The organism is Pelagerythrobacter rhizovicinus (genome assembly GCF_004135625.1).
GTDB lineage: Bacteria > Pseudomonadota > Alphaproteobacteria > Sphingomonadales > Sphingomonadaceae > Pelagerythrobacter > Pelagerythrobacter rhizovicinus.
On record NZ_SDPV01000002.1, the window covers coordinates 547,637 to 571,000 of the forward strand.

The 23,364-nt window shown below is 65.2% G+C and carries 19 protein-coding genes; 9 read left to right on the plus strand and 10 right to left on the minus strand.

What is annotated here, in order from left to right; translation table 11 throughout:
- Positions 1-20: 20 nt before the first annotated feature.
- The 4 genes from ETX26_RS10480 to ETX26_RS10495 all read right to left on the minus strand — a co-directional run bounded on the left by ETX26_RS10480 (position 21) and on the right by ETX26_RS10495 (position 4,330).
- Positions 21-1,040, minus strand: coding sequence for a glycoside hydrolase family protein (locus ETX26_RS10480; protein ID WP_129525339.1), 1,020 nt, complete (start codon positions 1,038-1,040; stop codon positions 21-23).
- 113 nt (positions 1,041-1,153) lie between these two features.
- On the minus strand, positions 1,154-1,795 hold the full coding sequence (locus ETX26_RS10485; protein ID WP_129524636.1) for a 2-dehydro-3-deoxy-6-phosphogalactonate aldolase: 642 nt from the start codon (positions 1,793-1,795) through the stop codon (positions 1,154-1,156).
- Positions 1,792-2,661, minus strand: a complete 870-nt coding sequence (locus ETX26_RS10490; RefSeq protein WP_129524637.1) for a 2-dehydro-3-deoxygalactonokinase — start codon at positions 2,659-2,661, stop codon at positions 1,792-1,794. Before ETX26_RS10490 ends, ETX26_RS10485 begins: the two co-directional genes overlap by 4 nt.
- Before the next feature lie 10 nt (positions 2,662-2,671).
- Entirely contained in the window at positions 2,672-4,330 is a 1,659-nt protein-coding gene (locus ETX26_RS10495) for a sodium/sugar symporter (RefSeq protein ID WP_129524638.1), read from the minus strand.
- 162 nt (positions 4,331-4,492) lie between these two features.
- Here ETX26_RS10495 and ETX26_RS10500 point away from each other — a divergent pair, with 162 nt between their 5' ends.
- On the plus strand, positions 4,493-5,233 hold the full coding sequence (locus ETX26_RS10500; protein WP_129524639.1) for a FadR/GntR family transcriptional regulator: 741 nt from the start codon (positions 4,493-4,495) through the stop codon (positions 5,231-5,233).
- Positions 5,234-5,244: 11 nt separating this feature from the next.
- On the opposite strand, the gene ETX26_RS10505 is transcribed toward ETX26_RS10500, so the two are convergent.
- The 6 genes from ETX26_RS10505 to ETX26_RS10530 all read right to left on the minus strand — a co-directional run bounded on the left by ETX26_RS10505 (position 5,245) and on the right by ETX26_RS10530 (position 14,345).
- Complete coding sequence (locus ETX26_RS10505; RefSeq protein ID WP_129524640.1) at positions 5,245-6,273, minus strand: glycoside hydrolase family 43 protein; 1,029 nt, start codon at positions 6,271-6,273, stop codon at positions 5,245-5,247.
- A gap of 102 nt (positions 6,274-6,375) precedes the next feature.
- Positions 6,376-9,111: a TonB-dependent receptor gene (locus ETX26_RS10510; protein ID WP_129524641.1), complete on the minus strand. Its 2,736-nt coding sequence runs from the start codon at positions 9,109-9,111 to the stop codon at positions 6,376-6,378.
- A 148-nt stretch (positions 9,112-9,259) separates the two neighbouring features.
- A complete protein-coding gene (locus ETX26_RS10515) occupies positions 9,260-10,426 on the minus strand; it encodes a cellulase family glycosylhydrolase (protein WP_225425735.1) in 1,167 nt (388 codons plus the stop codon).
- Between the two features lie 37 nt (positions 10,427-10,463).
- Positions 10,464-11,573, minus strand: coding sequence for an aldose epimerase family protein (locus ETX26_RS10520; RefSeq protein ID WP_404825315.1), 1,110 nt, complete (start codon positions 11,571-11,573; stop codon positions 10,464-10,466).
- Positions 11,574-11,694: 121 nt separating this feature from the next.
- Positions 11,695-12,552: an SMP-30/gluconolactonase/LRE family protein gene (locus tag ETX26_RS10525; protein ID WP_129524643.1), complete on the minus strand. Its 858-nt coding sequence runs from the start codon at positions 12,550-12,552 to the stop codon at positions 11,695-11,697.
- Entirely contained in the window at positions 12,549-14,345 is a 1,797-nt protein-coding gene (locus tag ETX26_RS10530; RefSeq protein ID WP_129524644.1) for an IlvD/Edd family dehydratase, read from the minus strand. Before ETX26_RS10530 ends, ETX26_RS10525 begins: the two co-directional genes overlap by 4 nt.
- 151 nt (positions 14,346-14,496) lie before the next feature.
- Between ETX26_RS10530 and ETX26_RS10535 the strand changes: the two genes are divergently transcribed.
- From ETX26_RS10535 to ETX26_RS10570, 8 genes are all read left to right on the plus strand, one after another.
- On the plus strand, positions 14,497-15,444 hold the full coding sequence (locus ETX26_RS10535; protein WP_225425736.1) for a Gfo/Idh/MocA family protein: 948 nt from the start codon (positions 14,497-14,499) through the stop codon (positions 15,442-15,444).
- 158 nt (positions 15,445-15,602) lie between these two features.
- Positions 15,603-15,785 carry a DUF1328 family protein gene (locus tag ETX26_RS10540; RefSeq protein WP_129524645.1) on the plus strand — a complete coding sequence of 61 codons (183 nt, stop codon included), beginning with the start codon at positions 15,603-15,605 and terminating at the stop codon, positions 15,783-15,785.
- Between the two features lie 367 nt (positions 15,786-16,152).
- Positions 16,153-17,058, plus strand: coding sequence for a DUF5829 family protein (locus tag ETX26_RS10545; protein WP_129524646.1), 906 nt, complete (start codon positions 16,153-16,155; stop codon positions 17,056-17,058).
- Positions 17,059-17,255: 197 nt separating this feature from the next.
- The gene (locus ETX26_RS10550; protein ID WP_129524647.1) at positions 17,256-19,343 is read left to right on the plus strand and encodes a TonB-dependent siderophore receptor; all 2,088 of its coding nucleotides are present in this window, start codon (positions 17,256-17,258) and stop codon (positions 19,341-19,343) included.
- A 29-nt stretch (positions 19,344-19,372) separates the two neighbouring features.
- On the plus strand, positions 19,373-20,521 hold the full coding sequence (locus ETX26_RS10555) for an ABC transporter substrate-binding protein (RefSeq protein ID WP_129524648.1): 1,149 nt from the start codon (positions 19,373-19,375) through the stop codon (positions 20,519-20,521).
- Positions 20,518-21,552 (plus strand): FecCD family ABC transporter permease, encoded by a 1,035-nt coding sequence (locus ETX26_RS10560; protein ID WP_225425738.1) that lies wholly within the window; start codon positions 20,518-20,520, stop codon positions 21,550-21,552. The genes ETX26_RS10555 and ETX26_RS10560 overlap by 4 nt, the downstream gene beginning before the upstream one ends.
- Positions 21,552-22,325, plus strand: coding sequence for an ABC transporter ATP-binding protein (locus tag ETX26_RS10565; RefSeq protein ID WP_129524649.1), 774 nt, complete (start codon positions 21,552-21,554; stop codon positions 22,323-22,325). Before ETX26_RS10560 ends, ETX26_RS10565 begins: the two co-directional genes overlap by 1 nt.
- A 370-nt stretch (positions 22,326-22,695) precedes the next feature.
- The gene (locus tag ETX26_RS10570) at positions 22,696-23,034 is read left to right on the plus strand and encodes a MerC domain-containing protein (RefSeq protein ID WP_165271753.1); all 339 of its coding nucleotides are present in this window, start codon (positions 22,696-22,698) and stop codon (positions 23,032-23,034) included.
- The last annotated feature ends 330 nt before the right edge of the window (positions 23,035-23,364 follow it).

Here is a 23,364-nt window from a genome sequence, read left to right on the forward strand (position 1 = left end):
TCCACGGAGCGGCGCGGCCCTTAGTTCGGGAACGCCTTTACCAGCGCATCGTATTGCGCGCGGCTGATCGGCAGCATCGAGCCATGCCGCGCACCGGGGGTCATCTCGTAGCGGTTCCACTCGGGGACCCCCGAGTTGCCGGAGACCTGATACCAGGGCCCCTCCAGCCGCGGCGCCATCGAGAGGCCGTAGCTGGTTCCCGCGTACTGCTCGTAATAGAGATACCAGTCCTCCCCGTCGGGCGAACGGATGAGCGTCGGCGCCTCGCGGAAATTGGGGCTGAGCGGCGGGCCCGGTTCGGGGAATGGTCCGGTGAGCGTCGGGCCGCAGGTGATGCGGATGGTCTTGCCCATGGTCCAGTTGTACGACGGATAGCGCTCGTCCTTGACGATAGCGCAATAGCCGCCCGCCGGATTGGGCTGCATGATCGTGTCGATCGTCGCCATGTCCCAGGTGAAGAGCCGTTTCGGCGGCGCGGTGAAGGTCTTGAGATCCTTCGAGAGCACATAGAGCGTGCGCTGGCTGGCCCAGTAGCGTTCCGGATCCTCGTCGCTGCCGGGCACGTTCGGCGTGTGCCACATCAGCAGGAACTGTCCGGATGGCTGGTCGAAGAACAGCTTGGGAGCGCCGATCCGCTGGAGCGCGTGCGGATGGTTCTTCACTTTCGCGAGGTCGGGCTCGTACGTGCCGAACGGTTCCCAATGAATCAGATCGTCGGAGACCCAGAAGCGGATCAGAGGATCGTCGTCGCTCTTGTTGCCGACGAGGTAGTAGCGCCCGTCCGGTCCCTGCGCGATCGAGGCGTGGCCGTGATAGTCGGACGAGACCGGCTTCCCCTTGTTGAGGAAGGTCCAGTGGAGCCCGTCGGTGCTGACCGAGTAATAGAGCGTGCCGTAATCGCCCTTCATCATATGCGCGAAGAGATACGCCTTCTCGGACTCGGCGGCGGGCTTCGCCTCTTCCGCAGCCTGCGCGAGCGCTTGCCCCGCTCCGAGCACGAACAGCATCGGCGCGAGCGCGCGCAGAATCCCCTTCACCATCGATGTCACGCTAGCCTCCTCCCAGACAGTTCGAGCCGATGCGAAAAGCGTCGCAGCCGGACGACGGAACGGTATCATTAATCTGATAAATGACAACCCGGCGTGTGCGCAGGTCAGGTCGCGCTTTTCAGCTTTGCAGCTGTGATGAAGCTTTCGGCACGTTCGCGAATTTCGGGAAGAGTCACGCCCGGTGCATAGAGCGCCGACCCGATGCCGAAGCCGGCCGCGCCGGCCGCCCGCCACGGGTCCATTCCTTCGGGCGTGACGCCGCCCACGACCAGCACCGGCAACGTCGGCGGCAGCACCGCCCGCTGGGCCTTCAGCACTTTGGGCGAGGCCGCCTCCGCGGGAAACAACTTCAGCGCGTGCGCGCCGACTCGAGCGGCCGCGAAGGCTTCGCTGGGCGTGAAATAGCCGGGCATCGACACGAGCCCCGCATCCACCGTCGCGGCGATCACCGACACGTCCGTATTGGGGGAGACGATCAGGTCGCCGCCGACTTCGCGGACTTTCGCGACCTCGGCCGGGTCGGTCACCGTGCCCGCGCCGACCATCGCCGTGCCTTCGAGCAGGCGGGCCAGCCGGGCAATGCTGTCGAACGGATCGGGCGAGTTGAGCGGGACCTCGATCAGCGTGAACCCCGCCTCCGCCAGAGCCTCGCCCACGGCTTCGACCTCGCCGGGCCGGACGCCGCGCAGGATCGCGACGAGCGGGCATTGCGCGAAGGCGCTCCGGAATCTCGTATCCACACTCATTCCACCAAACCCCAAATTAGCCGGATGCCGGCGACGAACGCCGCATGGCTGTCGACGATCGTGGACTCACCCCCGAACGCGGCAATCGCGCGCGCGTAGAGCCGGCCGAGCTCGGGCCCGGCGAGGATGAAGGCGCGCGCGCCCGCGGCATGTGCGGCGACGTCCGCGCCGATCAGCAGGCCGCTGGCGTAGGAGGCCGATTCCTCGCGCGGACGCCGGCCCAACAGCACGTCCGCCCGCACGCCGAACAAATGCGCGAGCAGGTCGGGCGAGCGCGACCGCTCGACGCCGGCGAGAAACGCCGCATCGTCTTCCGCCGGGCGGTCGATCTGGCCGACGAGCAGGCTGTGATCTCGCAGGAGAGCGAACATCTCGCCGGTGATGGCGGTGGTGAAGCGGGTGATCGCGCCGTCGGTGACATGCGCCCATTTGCAATGGGTGCCGGGCTGCGCGAGCAGTGCGGTCGCGGGCACCTGCCTCGCCGCCACCGCGCCGAGGAACTGCACTTCCTCGCCGCGCATGGTGTCGACGCGTCCCTCGCCTTCGAACGAGAGACCCGGGACGATCGCGGTGCGACCGGGTTCTATCCAGCGCAATGCCACGGCCAGGTCCTCGATCCGGGCCGGACACGGCACATATCCCGCATCGGCCCAGCCGCGATCGGAGCCGACCATGCCCGCACACAGCATCGGCAGATCGCCGAGCCGCCGCCGGATCGCGGCCGCCTCGCGCCCAAACCCCTCGCGCCCGACCTTGACGACCCCGTGGTCGTCCCGCTCGGTGTGCTCCACCGTGCCGTCCTCGCCGACGACGAACACGCGCCGGTTGGTAGTGCCCCAGTCGACCGCGAGGAAGCGCCCCTTCATAACCGGCCGCTCACCACCAGGTCGCGTAGAGCGCGACGAGGATTGCGATCACTCCGAAGGCGGCGACGTTGAAGCCGGCCGTCGTGCGGTAGCTGATCCCCGCCGTGGTGATACGGTCGCGCCCGGCCGCCCCCGGAATGGCGAGCGACAGGACGACCGCCAGAGCAAGCGCGATCAGGAACACCAGGCCCATCCGGTTCATGAACGGGAAGTCTGGCATGAACTCCTTGAACGCGTAGGATAGGACCACCGAAGCGATCGCCGCGGCGATGGCGCCGGCCTCGCTCGCCCGCTTCCAGAACAGCCCGAGCAGGAAGATCACCGTGATGCCGGGCGTGAAGAAGCCCGAGAATTCCTGGATGAACTGGAACGCCTGGTCCGACCCGCCGAGCAGCGGACGCGCCGTGAGCAGCGCGATGACGGTTGCCGCGGCGGCGGCGATGCGGCCGACCAGGACGAGGTGCTTCTCGTTCGCGGCGCGCAGGCTCTCATCCTCGGCCGACGGATAGGGCACGTGCCCTGCCGCATCGGGATCGCCGGCCACGCGCTCCTCGTCCTCCGCACGCGTCGCGACGCGGCGGTACTTTGCATAGAGGTCGAGCGTGAAGATCGTGGCGATCGAGTTGATCTTGGACGCGGTCGAAGCGACGACGGCGGCCATCAGCGCGGCGAACACCAGGCCGAGCAGGCCCGGCGGCAGATAGTGCATCATCGTCGGATAGGCCTCGTCCGCGGGGTCGAGCCCCGGAGCGAGGATCACCGCGGCGAGGCCCGGCAACACGACCACCGCGGGCATCAGCAGCTTGAGGAAGGCGGCGAACACGACGCCCTTCTGCGCTTCGCCTAAGCTGCGGGCGGCCAGTGCGCGCTGGATGATGTACTGGTTGAAACCCCAGTAGCTGAGATTGGCGATCCACATGCCGCCGACGAGCACGGCGATGCCCGGCAGCTCCTGATAGCCGATCTCGCCCGGCTCCAGGATCATGTTGAACTTCTCGGGCGCCTGGTCGAGCAGCGCGGTGAAACCGACCCATACGCCCTGCCCGCCGCCGACTTCATTGAGCGTCAGGCCGGAAATGATGAGCCCGCCCAGCACCAGCAGCGTCACCTGGACGATGTCGGTCAGCGCCACCGCCTTGAGGCCTCCGTAGAGCTGGTAGAGCAGCGCAAAGCCGCCGAGCGCATAGAGCGCCACGTCCTGGTCGACACCGGCGACCTTGTTGACCGCGATCGAGCCGAGCCAGACGATCGAGGTGAGGTTCACAAAGATGTAGAGCGCGATCCAGAAGATCGCCATCAGCGTGCGGATCGTCGGGCCGTACCGCTGTTCCAGGAACTGCGGCATCGTGTAGATTTCGTTCTTGAGGAAGATCGGCAGGAAGTACTTGCCGACGATCAGCAGCGTCAGCGCCGCCATCCACTCGTAGGACGCGATCGCCAGCCCGAGCCGATAGCCGGCGCCGGACATGCCGACGATCTGTTCGGCCGAGATATTGGCCGCGATCAGCGAGGCGCCGATCGCCCACCACGGCAGGTCCTTGGATGCGAGGAAATAATCCGAGCTGTTCTTGGCGTGGCCGCTCTTCTCGCGTGACACCCATTGCGCCAAACCGAAAATGCCGATCGCATAGATAACCACCACGATCGCATCGATGGTTGCCAGATCCAAACTCGCCTCCCGTCCCGAACTCTTGTGTTCTGCCGTGCCCGCACGATAATGCGCGAAACAGCAGCGGTCTATTTATATGATCTATAGGACTTGTCCAGCAGCCGCGTGCCCGCCTATAGGCGGTGCAATGGACCGCGACATCAAAGGGAGGACGGCAGTCTGATGACGGCGATGGACCCGGCAGAAGTGCGTACGCAGCTTGGCCGCAACCTCACCTATGGCATGCTGGATACGCTCGGGCGCGCGATCGTCATCGGCAGCTATCAGGACCGTGTTTTCCCGACCGAGGCCGAACTGGCCAAGGAATACGGCGTAAGCCGCTCGGTCACGCGCGAGGCGGTGAAGATGTTGACGGCCAAAGGGCTACTTAGCGCGCGGCCTCGACAGGGGACCATCATTCAACCGGCGACGTCGTGGAACCTGTTCGACACCGACGTGCTGCGCTGGTTGCTCGAACGCAAGTTCTCTGTCGAACTGCTTCGCCATTTCAACCAGCTGCGCATCGCGATCGAACCCGAAGCCGCTGCCCTCGCCGCCACTTACGCCCAGCCGGTGGACCTCGAGGCGATCGACGCCGGGCTCAAGCGAATGCGGGCTGCGGAGCAGGGGAACGACGATACGCTCGACGCCGATATCGCCTTCCACGTCGCCGTGCTGCGCGCCTCCGCCAACCCGTTCTACGCGCAGTTCCGCGACGTCGTCTCGACCGCGCTGCGGACCTCGATCCGCTTCACCAACCGGATCAAGGGCCGCTCCGCCAGCGTCGACGACCACGCCGCCGTTCGCGATGCGATCGCGGCGCGCAAGCCCGATGCCGCGCGCGAGGCGATGAAGCGGCTGATCGGCGACGTGCTCGATCTCATCGGAACCGCCGACGACGAGCCGGAGCGCACAGCCGGCTGATCTGCCTCCCGTCACTCCGAGGCGCCCGGCGGAGCGAGCGGAATATCGATGGCGACCGGTTCACCGAACACAGGCGCGCCTTCCCCGTCCCATTCGAACCGCTGAATCCGTGGCGAACGCTTGCTGGTGCATTGCATGTCCGGGCCGGGATTGGCGTGATAGATGATCCAGTTCTCATGGCCGTCGGCGGCGGTGAAGAAGCCGTTGTGCCCTGGCGCATAGACGCCATTCTCCGGTGACTTGCGGAAGACCGGCTCCGGCGATTTGGTCCAGACATTCGGATCCAGCGGGTCGCTTCCCGCGGGCGCCGAGAGCAGGCCGAGCGCGTAATCGTCGGACCAGCAGGCGCTCGCGGAGTAGCTGAGGAACAGGTCGCCGTCGGGGCCGAGCAGAAACTCGGGCCCCTCGAGGATCTGGCGCCCGCCCTGCTTCTCCCAGGCGTGCTCCGGGCGCGCGATGATCGCTTCCTCGCCCTCCAGCGTCCACGGGTTCGCCATGCGCGCGATCGCGAGCACGCTGTCCGGGCCCACATAAGGCGAATAGACGAAGTAGCGTTTGCCTTCATGCACGAAGGTCGTGCCGTCGATGCCGCTGTAGCGCGTGTTCACCCGGCCGCGGTCGATCCAGGTGCCGGTGGTCGGGTCCTCGGCGCTGTTCTCCAGCACGAACACGCCCCGATGGGCATCGTTGTCCTGCCCGCTCGCCGCCGCGGTGTAGTAAACGTACCACTTGCCGTCGATCCGGTGCAGCTCCGGGGCCCAGATCGAAACCGCGTTGGGGCCGGTCGCCGGCGGGCGCCAGATCACCGTGGGCGACGCTGCGGCGAGCAGGGCCATGTCGCGCGTCTTGCGCATCTCCAGCCGGTCGCCGCTGGTGTGCATGTAGTAGAACACGCCCTCGTGCTCGGTCACCCACGGGTCGGGCCCGGACTGCAGAAGGGGGTTGGTGAACGTGCGCGGTGTGGCAGTCGCACAGGCCGCGAGCAGCCCGCAGGTCGCGATGCTCAACCACCCGGCGCGGCGCTTCTTCGGATCGAGCATCGGCGGTTCCTCCGGCGAAGAAATGGGCGGCACGGCGGCCGCCCAAGGGAGAGAAAGGGCACCGCCGGACGAACCGGCGGCAGTTGGTGACAGACGGGCGCGTCAGAACTTCACCCGGACGCTGGCCCCGTAGAACGTGTCGTCGATACGGATGTCGTGCGGGAACGCAGGAGTGTCGAAGTAGCTGAGATACTTGCCTTTCAGCACGTTCACCCCTTCGAAGTTGACGGTGATGCTCTCCGTCACATCGTAACCGATCGAGAAGTCGAGGCGACCGTTCGGGCGCACGTAGTTGAAGTAGATCTGCTGCTCCGGAACGAGGAGCTGCGTGAACGTGCCGTCGTAGTAGCGATCGCGCCAGTTGTAGGCGACGCGGGCATGCAAGCCGTACTTCTCGTACAGCGCACCGACGTTGTAGGCATGCTTCGATACCCCGCCCAGCGCCTCGCCCTGGAGCAGATCGCCTTCGGTGAGAACCTCCGTGTCGGCGTAAGTGTAGTTCGCGAAGACGCCCAAACCGTCAAACCCGTTCGGCAGGAAGTCCAGGAAGTACTGACCGCCGACTTCGAAGCCCTGCAGCCTCGATGATCCGAGATTGCGCGGGCGATTGATGTCGTAGGTGATGCCGTCGATCACTTCCTCGGCGACGTTCCGCGCCACACGGTCCTTGATGTCGCGGTAGTAGACGCCCGCCGCGATATAGGAGCCGCGGCCGAAGTAGTACTCCAGCGTGGCGTCATAGGAATCGGCGACCTGCGGCCTCAGGTTCGGATTGCCGCCGGTGCCGCTCGGACGGATATTCGCGTTCGACGGGATGGAATACGTCAGGCCCGGATTGAGATCGGCGAACAGGGGCTGAGCGATCGTCCTGGCGTAGCTGGCGCGGAACTGAATCTCCGGCGTCAGTTGAACGCGGATGCTGGCGTTGGGCAGGAACTTCTTGCTCGACGAGCTCGCCTTCACCGGGGTGAGCACGCCCTCGCCGTCAGGGGACGTCACGACCCCCGTGCCCTCGATCGTGCGGTCGGTGATGACATAGCGGCCGCCGATCAAGCCATCGACAGGGACGGTTCCGACGTCGAACGCGTACCGGCCCTGCAGGTAGAGCGCCATGGTGGACTCGTCCGCATCGAAGCTGCGCGTCGGGCTGTCTTCCGGATCACCCTCGGGCCCGCCGTAGAGCGCGCGCAACACGTCGGTATTCTCACGCAGGAAGTCGGGATCGGGCGTGATCCAGTGCTGCCCGCCGTTGATGACCGGGATGGTCGCCGGGGACTCGATCAGGAAGCCCGCCGGCAGCCCCGAATTGGCGACCAGGCGGTCGGCCATGTTCGATGCCGGCGGTCCGCCTGCCAGATTGCCGCGGAAGGTCGCGTTGCGATCCGCATAGCGCACGCCGAACTGAACCTCGTCGAGGAAGGAGCCGACCTCGTACGAACCGTCGAACATCGCCTGCGTGATCGTGCTGTTCGACCGCCGATAGTCCTGGAACAGGCTGTTGATGAACATGAAGCCGTCCGGATCGCCGACGGGGTTGCCGACCATGTCGGTCGTCCCATGGCGATCGTCGTTGATATCGACGTTAACCTGCTCGATCCGCTTGCCGATGTCGACGATCGTCGTCCGGTTGTTGGTCTTGCTCTGGAAGCGCGAGATATCGAGCTGCAGGTTCCACGGGCCGTCGGTGATCTTGACGCCGCCCGCCAGCATGTATTGATCGGTCTTGTCGCGCTTGGCCTGGGTGCTGGTGTTGCCGGGTACGTTGTTGAAAGTGGCCGAACTGCCGATGCAGAGATCCTGGATATCGGCGGAGTTGGGGTCGCGGAAACCAGCCGGGCTGACCGGCGCCTGGAAGCAGAGGTCGGTCGCCTCGACGTTGCTGATGCTTTCCGCCGCGAAGATGTCGGAGAAGATGAAGAACGTGCCGAATTTCGCGCGGTAACCCGAGTAGAGGCCGTCGAGGTAGAGCTCGACGGTGTCGTTCGGGCGCCACTGGAACGCGGCGTTGACCTGGGGCCGCTGATACTTGCCGGTGTCGGTCAGTCCGCCCACGCACGTCGGCAGGACCACGCCGTCGCCGCCGGGAGGGCCGTTGCTGCCCGAGCGCGGATCGCAGTTGAACGAGATCGGCCGGTTGAACGCGTTGTCGGAGTAGGAAAGGTTGATGAGCGCGCCCATCTCGCCGTCGCCGGCGTCCCAGCGGCCGCCGATCAGGATGCCGCCGTTATAGCTCAGATCGTCGGCATTCTCGCCATAGGTGGCGCGGCCGAGCGCGCTGACCGTCAGGCCCTGGTCGAGGTCGAACGGCTTGCGCAGCCGCAGGTCGATGTTGCCGGCAATGCCGCCTTCGATCTTCTCGGCCGAGTTGGACTTGTAGACGTCCGCCCGCGCCAGCGCCTCGGCCGGCAGATCCTGGAACGCGAAGCCGCGTCCGACGCCGGTGAAGATTTCGCGCCCGTCGAGGGTGGTGATGATGTCGCCGATGCCGCGGATCAGCGGATTGACGATCTCGTTGTTGAAACCGTTGACCACCTGCACGCCGGGCACGCGCTGAAGCGCGGCGGCGGTCGTGGTATCGGGAAACTTGCCGATGTCCTCGGCGACGATGGAATCCACCACCAGGTCCGAGTTCTGCTTGATCTCGGCCGCACGGCTGAGGCTGGCGCGGATTCCGGTGACGACGATGAGATCTTCTTCGCTCTCGGCCGGCAAATTGGCGGAGGCGTCGACCGATTGAGAGCTTGACTGAGGCTCCGCAGCGTCTTGCGCGAAAGCCGTTCCCGACCAGGCGATCGCGAGCAGCGAAGCCGAATGGAGAATGCGCTTGGACCAAATCATGATGATGTTCTCCCCATACCGCGCGGCGGTGTCCCGGTTTTCCGGTGTTGCGCCAATCGTAACGCGGCTGAAATAGTCTTACAAGTAGTATTTGTAGTATAATTGATGGCGGGCACGGATTGGCCGCGCCCACCGCTTCGAAAATCGCTCAGTCGGTCGCGCTGATCGCCGGCTGCGTCGGAGTCGGAGGCACGACGCCCTTGGGCGCCGCGGCGAGCCGCTTGATCAGATCGACCTCGGCCTGTCGATAGGGCGTGCCGTCCCTGTGAAGCACGTCGTGAAACCAGATCGTCGGCTCGTCATAGGTGTACGGCTTCTTCCAGCTGTCCCAGGGCAGGCGCGTCTGCGATTCCCCGTCGACGAAACCCCAGTTGTACATCGCGATATTGAGGCGCTTGGCGATCGGCAGCGAGCCATCGAAGGTGGAGCCATTGCCGCGCGCCATGTACTCGGTGCACAGCACCGGACGGCCGTAGCTCAGCATCTGCTGCGCCCGCTGCTCGAACTGCTCCGGCCAGTTGTAGTCGTGAAAGCTCATCACGTCGGATTCGGCGAGCTGGATCTTCTCGACCGCATCGCGCTTCTCGATCCGGTGCCAGTCTTCGCCGATCCAAAGACCGCTGGTCAGCGGCTGCGTGGGATCGGCGCTGCGCGCCCACTCGAACACATCGTCGAGAAGCCCCGCGACCATTTCCTTCTTGTTCGGCGTGGGCGCGTAGTTGCCGCCGCCCTCGTTGTTCGGCTCGTTCCAGACATCCCATGCGAGGACGCGGTCGTCGTCGGCGAAATGCCCGACGACGTCCTTCACGTAGGCTTCCAGCTTGTGGTGCTGGCTCTTGTCGGCGAGCCGCTCCGCGCCCGGCGCCTGGACCCAGCCCGAGTTGTGGACGCCCGGGATCGGCGGGTGCTGCACACCGGCGACCGGATGGGGGTCCCAGCAACTGTCGAACAGCACGAACATCGGCCGGATGCCGTGCTTGGCGGCGATGGTCAGGAACTGGTCCATCCGCTGCTTGAGGCCTTCGGGGTCGTTCTCCCACAGCAGGTTGTGCAGATAGACCCGCATGGTGTTCATGCCGAGCTCCGTCGCCCAGCCGAGCTCCTTGTCGATGGTCGCGGGATCGAAGGTTTCGGCCTGCCACATGTCCAGCTGGTTGATCGCGGTCGCCGGATTGTAGTTCGCGCCGACGAGCCACGGCTGCTGGTCGTACCAGGCATTCGCTTCCTGCTTGGTCCAGATCTCGCGCGCCTCCGCGGGCGCGGCCATCGCCACGACCGAGGCCGCCGCGAAGAACAGGGACATCGAACGCTTCATCGGAATCTCCCGTATTGTTCTGTGCGGTCTGCGCGTGTCAGCGCGCCGCCTTGGCCTGTCCGCTCGACAGGCGGTAAATCATGACGTTGCGATAGGTCTCGCCCGGCTCCAGCCGGCCCGAGCCGAACGTCGGCTGATTGGGCGTATCGGGGAAGAGCTGCGGCTCGAGCACGATGGTATCGCCCTGGCGGTAGATGCCCTTCGACTTGCCCGCGATCGTGCCGTCGAGGAAGTTACCCGAATAGAACTGCAGACCCGGCTGGTTGGACCAGAGCTCGAAACTGCGGCCGGACACCGGCTCCTCGACGCGCGCCATCAGGCGCGGCTCGTCGGAGACTGTCTTCGCGATGACGAAATTGTGATCGTAGCCGCGGCCATAGACGATCTGCTGATCGCTTGCGTCGCGGACCCGCTCTCCCACGGCGTGCGGCTCGCGGAAGTCGAACACGGTGCCTTCGACCGGGCGGAATTCACCCGTCGGGATCAAGGTCTCGTCAACCGGCGTGTAGTGGTCCGCCGGAATGGTGAGCACATGCCCCATGGCGCTACCCGCACCTTCGCCGAGCAAGTTCCAGTACGCGTGATTGCTGATGTTGACGATCGTCGGCTCGTCGGTGGTCGCGCGATACTCGATCGTCAGCGCATTCTCTTCGTCGAGCGAGTAGATCGCGAAGACCGTAAGCTCGCCTGGGTAACCCTGATCGCCGTCGGGGCTGACGTAGCGCATGGTGACTTTGGCGGTCGGCCCATCCTCGACCGAGACGACTTCCCACAGCACCTTGTCGAAGCCCGTTGTGCCGCCGTGCAGCGAGTTGGGGCCGTTGTTGACCGGCGTTTCGTAAGTCTTGCCGTCGAGCGTGAATCGCCCCTTGGCGATGCGGTTCGCGAAGCGGCCGACGGTCGCACCGAAATACTCGGGCTTGGCAAGGTAACCCTCGAGCGTGGGATAGCCGAGCTGGACGTCCGCCTTCTCGCCGTTGCGGTCGGGCATGATCAGCGACTGGAGCGTCGCACCCAGAGTGATCACGGTCGCCGAAACGCCCTGCTCGTTCGCCAGCGTCACCGCGGTGACCTGGCGCCCGTCGGGTAGCACGCCGAAGCTTTCCTGCGACGCGGTCGCTGCGAGCGCCGCATTCGGCATACCCATTGCGACCCCCGCCGCCGCCGCAAGCGCGGCTGCCTTTGCCTTGAGCGTCATCTTCTCCCTCCTGATGCGAACCGTATCAAGGGCCCTCTACAGAGTAAAGCAGTTTAATATGATAAATGAGCTAGCCTGCATATTTGTGAGGCGCGAAGCCGCGCCGCCCGGCTTCGACTTCGAACAGGGCACCGCCATGCTCTTCCGTCACACCGTCGGCAGCGGAGGTCACGAACATCCGGTCGAGCGCGTCGCCGGCGAAGGCGCAGCTGGTGATCTGCGATGCCGGCAGTTCGATTGCTTCATCCGGCCGACCGTCGGGGGAGAAGCGCAGCACGCGCGATGCGCCCCAGCATGCGACCCAGAGGCCTCCGTCGCTGTCGAAGGTCATGCCGTCCGGCGTTCCCCATCCGCTCTCGAATTCGACGAACAGCTCGCGCTTGCCCAGCACCCCGTCGGCGTCGACGGGGAAGCGGTAGATCAAGCCGAGCCCGCTGTCGGTGTGATAGATCCAGTCGCCCTCCGGTGCGATCGCCGGGCCGTTGGCGATGCGGTAGCCGCTGTCCACGCGCGTCACGCTGCGGTCGGGATCGAGCCGGTAGAACGCACCATCCGGCCGGTCCGCGGTCACCGGCATCGTTCCCGCCCAGATTCGCCCGGCCGCATCGGCCTTGGCGTCGTTCATCCGGTTGTCGGGCATGCCGCGCTCGGGAGCGACGATCGGGTTCACCCGCAGCGGATCGAGCGAGAGTTCGGCGAACCCGCTTTGCAGGCCCGCGATGAAGCCCGGCCGCTCGCGCCGCTCGATCACCCAGCCGATCATCTCGGGCACCGACCATTCCTCGACCGCGCCATCGCCCAGCGACAGCCGGTTGAGCCGTTGTCCCAGGATATCGACCCAGAACAGCGATTGGGTGCCGGGCGACCACAGCGGCCCTTCCCCCAGCTGGTCGCGGCGGGCGCGATCAATGATCCGAACGCGGGTCAATGGCTGTCGCGCGGCAGGCCCTTGGCCGCGATCCGCTGATACTTGACCGCGGGCTCGAGCACCGCGCCACCGTCGAACTGACCGACGATCCCACGCTGGATCTCCTGCCATGGAGTCTGCGAGTTCGCGATGGCATAGCCGCCAGCCGCTTCCAGCGCGGTCCGGCGGCGGGTGAGCTCGATATCGTCGACAAGCATGTTCACCTCGCGCCGCTTCAGATCGACTCGGATGATGTCACCTGTTTGAAGAAGCGCAATACCGCCCCCCGCCGCGGCTTCGGGCGAAGCGTTGAGGATCGACGGCGAGCCGGACGTGCCGGACTGTCGCCCGTCGCCGATACACGGCAGCGCCTCCACGCCGGCGCGGATCAACGACGCCGGCGGCCGCATGTTCACCACCTCGGCCCCTCCCGGAAAGCCGATTGGCCCGGTGCCGCGGATGACCAGGATCGTTCGATCGTCGATGCCGAGCGCAGGATCATCGACCTTCGCATGATAGTCCTCCGGCCCATCGAAAACGACGGCACGCGCCTCGAAGGCATCCGGGTCATCCGGATCGGAGAGATAGTGCGCCCTGAACCAATCCGAGATGACGCTGGTCTTCATCACCGCGGTGTCGAACAGATTGCCGCGCAGCACGGTGAGGCCCGCGGCCGACTTCAGCGGAGCGCCAAAACGGCGGATGACCCGCTCGTCCTCCGGTTCGGCGTCGCGGTTGTTCGCGGCGATCGTGCGGCCGTTGGCGGTCAGCGCATCGCCGAAGATCAGGTGGGCCCGAAGCAGCTCGCCAATCACCGCGGGCACGCCGCCCGCACGGTAGAAGTCCTCGCCCAGATATTCGCCCGCCGGTTGCAGGTTCACCAAGAGCGGGATCTCGGCCCCGTGCCGCTCCCAATCGTCGAGCGACAACTCCACCCCGATGTGCCGCGCGATCGCGTTCAGGTGGATCGGTGCGTTGGTCGATCCGCCCAGCGCCGAGTTGACGCGGATCGCGTTCAGGAAAGCCTCGCGCGTGAGGATGTCGGACGGCTTGCGGTCCGCGGCGACCATCTCGACCGCGCGACGCCCGGTCTCCCATGCACACTGCTGCCGATCCCGATGAGGCGCCGGAATCGCCGCCGAACCGGGGAGCGCCATCCCCAGTGCCTCGGTCAGCGAGTTCATCGTCGTCGCCGTTCCCATCGTGTTGCAGAAGCCGGTCGAGGGGGCGGAGGACGCGACCAGCTTGATGAAGCCCTTGTAGTCGATCTCGCCCGCGGCGAACATCTCGCGCGCCTTCCAGATGATCGTGCCCGAACCGACGCGCTCGCCCTTGTGCCAGCCGTTGAGCATCGGCCCGACCGAGAGCGCGATTGCCGGAATGTCCACCGTCGCGGCAGCCATCAGGCATGCCGGCGTGGTCTTGTCGCAACCGATCGTCAGCACCACGCCGTCGATCGGGTAACCATGGAGAACCTCGACCAGGCTCAGGTAGGCCAGATTGCGGTCGAGCCCCGCCGTGGGGCGCTTGCCGGTTTCCTGAATGGGGTGAATCGGAAACTCCAGCGGAATGCCACCAGCGTCGCGAATCCCTTCCTTCACCCGCTCCGCCAGCACGACATGGTGCCGATTGCACGGCGTCAGATCGCTGCCGGTCTGGGCGATGCCGATGATCGGACGGTCCGACTGCAGTTCTTCAAGCGAGAGCCCATAGTTTAGATAGCGCTCGATATAGAGCGCCGTCATGTCGGGATTATCCGGATTGTCGAACCACGCGCGGGAACGAAGGCGCGGGCGATCCTCACCTGCGCTCATTACGATACCGTCCGCCGAGACTTGAGTGCCAACCAGGTCATTCCCCCTCCAAACAATCGGCCGCGCGCGATAGGCAGCACACGTGCTTCCGGTTGATTAGCAACCCAACTTGACTTTATAAAGCGTATATATCGGATAAATAGGAAGGGAAATGATGCAGAATGGTAGCGAGGCCGGCCGGCCCCTCCGGCTCGCGCTCATCGGCATCGGGAAGATTGCGCGCGATCAGCACATTCCGGCGCTAAACGCCGACCCGTCCTTCGAGCTCGTGGCGACGGTCAGTAGGAGCGGCGGGATCGAGGGCCTCCCCTCCTTCACCGACATCCGCGATCTCGTGGCAAGTGACCTCGAGGTGGACGCCGTGTCGCTCGCAACGCCTCCTCAGGGACGGCACACGCTCGCAAGCATTGCGTTGGAAGCAGGATACCACGTCATGCTCGAAAAGCCGCCGACAGCGACCGTGGGCGAAGTCGCCGAACTCGCGACGCGTGCGCGAGCCAAGGGCCTGAGCCTGTTCGCGACCTGGCATTCACGCGAAGCCGCGTCCGTCGGTGCCGCGCGCGACTGGCTGGCGGGCAGAACGCTGCGATCGGCGAGGATCGAGTGGAAGGAAGACATCCGCGTCTGGCATCCGGGGCAGGAGTGGATTCTCGAGGCTGGTGGGCTCGGCGTATTCGATCCGGGCATTAACGCTCTTTCGATTGCAACGGCGATTCTTCCCGACCCGCTGCTAATCCAATCGGCACATCTCGCGTTTCCGGCGAACCGGCAGGCTCCGATCGCGGCCAGTCTTTCGTTTCGCAGCGGCAGGGCGAGGGTCGAGGCGACTTTCGATTTTCTGCACACGGGTACCCAATCGTGGGATATTGTCCTGGAGACCGACGCCGGTCGGCTAGTGCTGTCGGACGGCGGCCAGCGGCTTACTACGGACACGACCGAGATCTCGCATGGTGCCAACGAAGAGTATCCGCGGCTCTATACGCGGTTCGCGTCTCTCGTGCGCAAGGGCGCGAGCGACGTCGATCTGACACCGCTCCAACTCGTCGCCGATGCGTTCCTCATCGGTGAACGCAGCGAGGTCGCTCCCTTCAGCTTCTGATCTGGATCGCAGGAAACTCGAAGTCGAGCATGCCCTTCAACTGCCCGGCTCGACCACAAGGGAGCCATACATCGTTCGCGGAGGCGCGCAGGGGAACGCCGGAACCAGCGTCCTCACGCCAGGTTGGAACAGGGACACCTTGTTCCAGGAGAATATCCATGTACGGCTGGGCATTCACCCTCGCAGCGGTCGCACTCGTAGCAGCAATACTGGGGTTTGGCGGAATCGCCGGTACCCTCGCGAATATCGCGATCGTCGTTTTCGTCCTGGCCCTGATCGGCAGCATCGTCCTGTTCGCCCTGGGGTGGAAGGCAGCACGGGGCGTCGCGGACAAGCTATAGGATCGAGGCCAGCCCACATCACGCGCGCCGACACGCATAAAATGGAGATCGGGCGGTTCTGTAGCAAAGATCGTTTGAGAGGGACTCGCTCGCGAAGCGCTCGGCGGCCTCACCGCTGTTGGAGTGCAAACCCGGAGTCATCGCCCGGTGAGACTGACCGCGCGAGCTTCAAACAGCTCTCGCAGCACATGCTCTCCGCCTCCTTGACAGTATGAAATGTTGTAACCTACCCTCCGCGGAGGAGCGGCGCGATGTCGCTCTGGAGTGCGACGCCAGTCTTTGAATGATCGGAAGCGCTGCTGTGCGGGAGTACATATTTCGCGGCCTGATGGGAGCTGCCACGATACGACTTGCACGCCTACGAGCCTTGCGTCTCTCGCTCGTTGGCCTTTGCGTCTTTTCCGCGGTGTCCGGTGTCTCCTCGACGGAGCGAGCTCCCGCGCCGGCCGCTGCAGCGCACCCTCCGGCGCTCAACCATGTCTATGTCGTCCTGGATGCGGCCACTTATGCCGCGATGCGCGACAGCCGCGCTCTGCTAGAACCGCTTGGCCGGCCAGACGGCGGACTTCCCGATTACGCGCCGCCGCGACCAGACGCCGACCGGATATTCTTCCGGGGGCGCCAAACCTATCTTGAATTCTTCGCGCCCGACAATCGCTTCAAAGAACCGGTCGGGAAGGTGGGGCTCGCCTTGGGCCACGATGACGCCGATGACTTCGATACTCTCGAGACGGTTTGGGCGCGCACCTGCGGTGAGCAGAAGCGCCGTACCCGCGTCGAATGGCGACGGACGCGACCGCCGGTGCCTTGGTACGACGCGTTGCAATGTGATGGTACGGCCGGCGGCTCGAACTTGGCGGTCTGGGCGATGGCTTACCGGCCCGAGTTTCTCCGATGGCAGTCCGGCACAACTTCGGATCCGTCCTCACGTACAGCGCGCGCCGATGTGCTCGCGCCTCGTCTTCAGGCGGGACAGGGACGGTTCGACGTAACTGGAGTTGCCATCGACGTAAGCCCGTCGTTGCACGCCAAACTCGTAGCCCAGCTTGAGCAAGCTGGCTTTGCGCGCGAGGACACCTCCACCGGCACGCGCTTGCGCGGAGACGATTGGGATCTGGTGCTGCGGGCGGTCGATCAGCCTGCGGGCATCGTATCGATCTCTCTCGATGCTGACCCGCCGTTGATGGAGCCTTTGCCGCTCGGGAGCGCGCACCTGGCGCAGCACCCCGCTGGCGGAATGCAGCTGCGGTTCGCGGTCCAAGCCGAAGACTGAAGCCCGAACATCCGATATGCATTCTGGGGGCGAGGTCCGGCTGCCCGATCGGCCGTGAGATATTGTCGGGCAGCGCCCGGAATTCGGCGGGTCGCCAGGCGGCAATCGCGGACGGCACTCTCACTTCCACTATGCTTGACGTGGGATGATATCTCGTTACGTAGCCGTTATTTTGTGAGGGGCGATTGCGCTATTTGATGACCACGACCGCATTGCTGGCCTCCGCCCCGGTGCTTGCCCAACAAGCGCCGGCGACCGAGGCCCAAGGCGAGGACATCATCGTTCTCGGCACGCGCGAGCAGGGATATCGCGCGACTGTTGCCCTGCAGACCAACAAGTCGGACACGCCGATCAAGGAAACCCCCTTCTCGGTTCAGGTCGTAACCCGCGAACTGATCCGCGACCGGGGGATCACCACCGTCGGAGAGGCGCTACGCTACGTGCCTGGCTTCTCGCCTCAGGTCGGTTTCGGAGCATCGAACGACCGCTTCTACATTCGCGGCTTTATCACGCCCTACAATCTAAAGAACGGCATGCGCCGTTCCGCCTATGCGCCCGACGAACAGCTCCAGAACGTCGAGCAGGTCGAGGTGCTCAAGGGGCCGGCCTCGGCGCTTTACGGCCGGTTCGAGCCCGGCGGTGTGGTCAATTTCATCACCAAGAAGCCGCTCGACATTCCCTTTGCCGAAGTCAGCGCGCTTTACGGCTCATTCGATCAGGTGCGCCTGACCGCCGATCTGTCGACCCCGATCACCGATACGCTCGGTTTGCGCGTTAATGTCAGCCACGACGACCGCGACGGGTTTCGTGACTTCACCTTTGCCCGCGACACGTTCGTCGCACCCGTCCTTCAATGGCAGCCCGATCTCGATACGACCGTCACTCTCGAAGGCGAGTACGCCGAGAAGACCGGGTATTTCGATCGTGGTTTCGCCAACGACCCGATCTTCCTGGAGGCGCCGCGCGAACGTCAATTTGGCGAGCGCGACGCGCGCTACCGCAACGAAGGGGGGATCGTCAGCCTGTTCGTCGATCATCGCTTCTCGGATGCGGTGCGCGGCCGCGTCGCCTTCGGCTATTCGGACTTCACGAAGGACGCCTTCTACTATGCGTTCGGTTTCCCACCGACCAGCCACGCCGACCCGGAACGCCCACAGGTCAATCGGCGCCCAAGCCTGGCCTACGACAAACAGCGCGACCTGACGGCACAAGCGGAGCTCTATGCAACGTTCCAAACCGGTGCCGTTGAGCACAAGGCGCTTGTCGGCATCGAATATGGCTACGACCGCTGGCGCTTCGACGTCACCAATCCGCCATTCGGGGTCAATCTGCCGATCGACTTCTTCGATCCCGTATATGGCCAGCACGCGGTGCCCACTGTCCTCACCGCAGACGGCGAGTGGAACAGCGACACCGTCGCCCTCTACGCTCAGGACGAGCTGAAGCTGGGCCAATTCCGGCTGCTCGGCGGGCTGCGCTACGACTGGAACGAGTTGGAGAACCAGGACCATCTGCTCGGCGACCCGAACGAGGCGACCACGCGCGGTGCCGCATCGCCGCGCCTGGGCCTTACCTGGACACCAAGCGAGGCGGTATCGCTCTACGCCAGCTGGTCGCGATCTTTCCGCGCGCAAGTCGACGTTGGCCGGCTGCGAGGCGGGGAACTGCCCAAGCCGCTGATCGGCGAAAGCCTCGAGGCCGGCGTCAAGACCAGCCTGCTCGGGGGGCGGCTCACCCCCACGCTGGCGCTGTTCGACATTGAACGCCGCAACGTGGCAGTCTCCGATCCGGAGGACTTCGATCTCGTCCTGCAGATCGGCCGTTCGCGCTCGCGCGGAATCGAGCTCGATGTGCCGGCGGTCATCAGCCCGCGCTGGCGGGTGATCGCCAATTACACATACCTCGATACCGAGGTGCTGGAGGACACCTTCGTCACGCCGGGTGTCCGGCTGGTCAACGCTCCTGAGCACTCGGCGAGCCTCTGGACCACCTATGACCTTGCCGGATCGCTCAGCGGTGCCAGCGTGGGCCTGGGTGCCCAGCATATCGGACGGCGTGCCGGTAACACCGACAACAGCATCTTCCTTCCTGCCTACACTCGTATCGACGCGAACCTGGCCTACGAATTCGATGCTGGCTTCGGACCAATGCGCGCCCAGCTCAACGTCCTCAACCTGTTCGACAAGTTCTACTACGATAGCGGCGGAGCGTTCATTCCGCTGTACCCGGGCGCGCCCCGCACGGTGAGCGCCAGCCTGTCCTATCGCTTCGGGGGGCGTCCGTGAGAGTAGCGGCGGCCGCTCTTGCACTAGCCTTGGCCAGCTGCGGCAGCGGCGCGCCCGCTCCCGATGCGCCGCAGCAGGCGTTCGAAGGGCGTGAGGTTCCGATGGCGGCGGCAAAGACGTTCCGCGTCGTCGAGCGCGATGGATACCGTGTCGTAGATCTCAAGGCCTCGGTCATCAGCTGGGGCGGCAACGCAGTGGGGGAGGAGCAGTTTCAGCGGCTCGTCCTGGTGCCGCGCGGCGAGGCCGTGCCAGCGCTGACGGGTGAGTTGGAAGGCGCCACGCTGATCCGCACCCCCGTGATGCGGATCGCGAGCAACACCGGCTATCACGAGGCGATGACCAAGGTGCTCGGCATCAACGACCGGCTGGTGGCGGTCGGCGGGGTCAAGTCGTACGACGATGGTTTGCGCGCGCGGGTGCGATCGGGTGAGGTTCGGCAGATCGGCTACGGCTGGCATTCGCCGCCCGAGCTCGACGCGCTGATTGCGGCCGAGCCGGACGTCTTGCTGATGAGCATGGGCGACATGAAGAATGTCGGCGCCAAACCGCGGATCGAGGCACTCGGCATTCCGGTCGTGCCGATCTTCGTCGACAACGAGCCCGATTACATGGGGCGGGTCGATTATGTCCGGCTAATCGGCATGCTTACCGGCAAGGAAGCCGAGGCCGATGCGTTTGTCGCGATGGTCGCGCGCAATGTCGAGGCGCTCAAGAAGGCCGCGGCATCCCAGCCGACGCGCAGCGTTATATCGGCTTGGTACGGGGGCGGCGATCGATGGAATCCGACGATCCGCAATGCCGATGCCAAGCTGCTGCGCGATGCGAATGGAAAGAATCCATTCGAGGAACCCGACGACCCGCGCAAGGACAGCTTCAACCGCATCTCGACCGAGGCTCTGATTGCGCGCGGCACCGAGGCAAATTGCTGGATCCTGCGCGATTCGCATTCCGCACCTTTCAGCGACCTCACAACGCTCCGCCGCTTCAAAGCCTATAGGGAAGGCTGCCTGTTCGCTTCCGACGGCATGCAGAAGCCGGAGGCCGACGCATTCGATCTCTATGAGATGGCGGTGATCCGGCCCGATCTGGTGCTCGGCGATCTGGTCCGCATGCTGCACCCGGCACTGCGGGATCAGCCGTTTCGCTACATTCGCCCCGATACGCAGGTCCCGCGGTGAGCCCCGCAGCGCGCAGCAGTGTGGGAACGATCGGCCTTGCACTCGCGGTGGGGGCGGCAGCTCTGTTCGCGCTCGGCTGGGGGATGATCGCGGTGCCACCCGGCGAGGTCGTCGCCGGCCTCTTCGGCAGCGGCGATCCTGGAAACGTTCAGATCGTGCGAGAGCTGCGCCTCCCGCGGGTAGTGACCGCGATCGTCGCCGGCGCCGCGCTCGGGATCGGCGGGGTCCTGATGCAGGCCTTGTTCCGCAATCCCATGGCCGACGCTTGGTCGCTGGGCCTCACCGCGGGCGGTCAGCTGGGCGTTGCCCTGCTCGTGACGGCAGCGGCTTTCTCCGGCCCCGCTGCGATCGATTTCCTGCGGAACTTCGAGGGTGTGTCGATCACGCTCGGTGCCATGGTCGGCATCGGGATATTCGCTCTTGCGATGGCCGCGCTCGCGCGGCGGGTCGGAACGGTGACGCTGCTGGTCGTCGGACTGATGCTCGGCTTCACCGTGCAAGGCATCGTCAGCGTCGTGATCCATTTTGCCAACCGCGTCGGCGGCCGCGTTTTTTCCGGGTGGAACGACGGCAACTTTGCCAGCGTAACCTCGGCTGACCTGCCGATGCTGATCGCGCCGGTGATCGCCGGCATCCTGCTTGCGCTTCACAACGCAAAGCCGCTCACGGCGCTCTTGCTGGGCGAGACCTATGCAAAAAGCCTGGGCACTGATGTAACGCGGCTCAGGCGCCTGACGCTCGCCGCAGTCGTGCTGCTGGTCGCGCCGATCACTGCCTATTGCGGGCCGGTTACGTTCGTCGGGCTTATCGTACCGCACTTCGCCCGAGCGATTGCAGGGACCGCGCGCATCCTGCCGCTGTTGCCGCTTGCGGCGCTTGGCGGCGCCCTGCTCGCATTGGCCGCCGACCTGGTCGTCCATGCGCCTTGGGAGCAGCACTTCCTGCATCTGAACGCCGTCCTCGCACTTGTCGGCGCCCCGGTGGTCATCGCGCTTCTCATCTTCTCGCCGACAATGCGGGGACAGCGCTGATGCTCCGGCTCAACGATCTTTCGGTGGGCTATGGTGCCCCACGCGGCACCGTGCTCGCCCACCTCGAGGTGGAAGTCGGGCCCGGCAGCTTCGTCTGTGTGCTTGGACGCAACGGTGCCGGAAAATCGACACTGCTTCGCACACTTTCCGGGCTTCAGGCCGCGCTTGGCGGACACGCTCTGCTCGAGGCCGAGGACATTGCCGCGATGCGGCCGCAGACGCGCGCGCGCCGGATCGCCGTGGTGCTGACCGAACGTCCGGCGAGCCCCGGCCTGGCCGTCGATGATGTCGTCTCTCTTGGTCGTCAGCCGTTCACTGGCTGGCAGGGGCGACTGACCGCCGACGATCGCGCCCGCGTGCACACGGCACTCGAAATGGCAGGTGCGCAATCCTTCGCGACACGCCTCTTCGATGACCTTTCGGACGGCGAACGCCAGCGTGTGATGATCGCCAGAGCCGTCGCCCAGTCGCCGCAACTCATGGTGCTCGACGAGATCACCGCCTTCCTCGACCTCCCGGGCCGCGTCGAGGTGATGGCGCTCCTGCGCGCCCATGCACGGAGAACTGGAGCAATCGTGCTGCTTTCGAGCCACGATCTCGACCTCTCGCTGCAGTTGGCCGACAGCGTCTGGCTGCTCGACGGCCGGGGAGGCCTTGCGGTCGGCACCCCCGAGACACTGATAGCTGATGGCCATGTGGGCCGCGCCTTCGACACCAATGCTGTACGTTTCTCGCCGACGCTCGGTCGTTTCGACTTGGCGGCGCAAGTTTGATCGAGGCGGCGGCTAGCGACGACCCGACGAGGCCTGCACCTCCAATCCGGCGACACCGAACTCCAGCGTGATTGCCAAGCCCTACTCCGAACTTGCCGTCGCGGACGCAGCTCAGTCGGACCGCGAGACCTTCCGCGCGCTCGGCCAGCCCGTCGATCATGACTCGAGAGAAATCGATCGCCACTCTCGCGCCGGTGGTGGCCTCAGCTCGACCGGGTACACCACGCAGGAAGTTCGCGATTTGGCTTGAGCTTAACCCTACGTGGCATTAATGTGATGTTATTATGTTACTAGGACATGAATTATGGGTGTAGACGCCGGAGGCCGAGGAATCTCCGACAAGAGAACAAGCATTGTCGAGGGCACTGCGATGTCTGCGTCGCTCCTCTGCCTCGTTCACTGCCTCGCTCTGCCGGTCCTTCTCCTGCTGCTTCCCGGCGCTTTCGGTCTGTTCGCCCAGTCGGAGGCCTTCCACTATGCGGCTCTGGCACTGGTGGCGCCTGCGGCGCTCGCGGCTTTCTGGCTCGGATACCAGCGCCATGGGACCGCGGGCCCGGCAGCGCTCGGCACCGCTGGGGTCGCCTGCCTCGCCGGCGCCTTGTTGCACTCTCCGTTCGAGGACCTGGAGACCATCCTTACAGTCACGGGCAGTCTGCTGCTGATCGCCGGACACACCATCAACTGGCGGCTTCGGACCCGTGCCTGTTGAGCGCGTGACAGGGAATGCACGTACACCTCCGCAGGCGGGTGTGAGATCAAGGCACCGTCGGCGGCATCGCACGCCGGAGCGCCAACGCTCTGGTGCTCACGTTCTGATGGCGAGCAATCGTCGGGCCACAGCCCACGAGATCACGCGCATGAGTGAGAAGCGCCGTGCCGGACTGTCGCCGGCACAGGTCTATCGTGTGCTTGATCGACTGACGACGGCTGGCTCGGTCCAGCGGATCGAAGTACTGGCAGCCTATGTTCCGATCCGCGGCGAGCGAATGGGCTTTCTGGTCTGCCTCTGTTGCCGCAAAGCCCGAGGAGCTTCGCTCCG

Coding starts and splice junctions, on each gene's coding strand:
- ETX26_RS10480 (WP_129525339.1), bottom strand. CDS start 1,040: ATGGTGAAGGGGATTCTGCGCGCGCTCGCGCCGATGCTGTTCGTGCTC.
- ETX26_RS10485 (WP_129524636.1), bottom strand. CDS start 1,795: ATGAGTGTGGATACGAGATTCCGGAGCGCCTTCGCGCAATGCCCGCTC.
- ETX26_RS10490 (WP_129524637.1), bottom strand. CDS start 2,661: ATGAAGGGGCGCTTCCTCGCGGTCGACTGGGGCACTACCAACCGGCGC.
- ETX26_RS10500 (WP_129524639.1), top strand. CDS start 4,493: ATGACGGCGATGGACCCGGCAGAAGTGCGTACGCAGCTTGGCCGCAAC.
- ETX26_RS10505 (WP_129524640.1), bottom strand. CDS start 6,273: ATGCTCGATCCGAAGAAGCGCCGCGCCGGGTGGTTGAGCATCGCGACC.
- ETX26_RS10510 (WP_129524641.1), bottom strand. CDS start 9,111: ATGATTTGGTCCAAGCGCATTCTCCATTCGGCTTCGCTGCTCGCGATC.
- ETX26_RS10515 (WP_225425735.1), bottom strand. CDS start 10,426: ATGAAGCGTTCGATGTCCCTGTTCTTCGCGGCGGCCTCGGTCGTGGCG.
- ETX26_RS10520 (WP_404825315.1), bottom strand. CDS start 11,573: ATGGGTATGCCGAATGCGGCGCTCGCAGCGACCGCGTCGCAGGAAAGC.
- ETX26_RS10530 (WP_129524644.1), bottom strand. CDS start 14,345: ATGAGCGCAGGTGAGGATCGCCCGCGCCTTCGTTCCCGCGCGTGGTTC.
- ETX26_RS10535 (WP_225425736.1), top strand. CDS start 14,497: ATGATGCAGAATGGTAGCGAGGCCGGCCGGCCCCTCCGGCTCGCGCTC.
- ETX26_RS10540 (WP_129524645.1), top strand. CDS start 15,603: ATGTACGGCTGGGCATTCACCCTCGCAGCGGTCGCACTCGTAGCAGCA.
- ETX26_RS10550 (WP_129524647.1), top strand. CDS start 17,256: ATGACCACGACCGCATTGCTGGCCTCCGCCCCGGTGCTTGCCCAACAA.
- ETX26_RS10565 (WP_129524649.1), top strand. CDS start 21,552: ATGCTCCGGCTCAACGATCTTTCGGTGGGCTATGGTGCCCCACGCGGC.
- ETX26_RS10570 (WP_165271753.1), top strand. CDS start 22,696: ATGTCTGCGTCGCTCCTCTGCCTCGTTCACTGCCTCGCTCTGCCGGTC.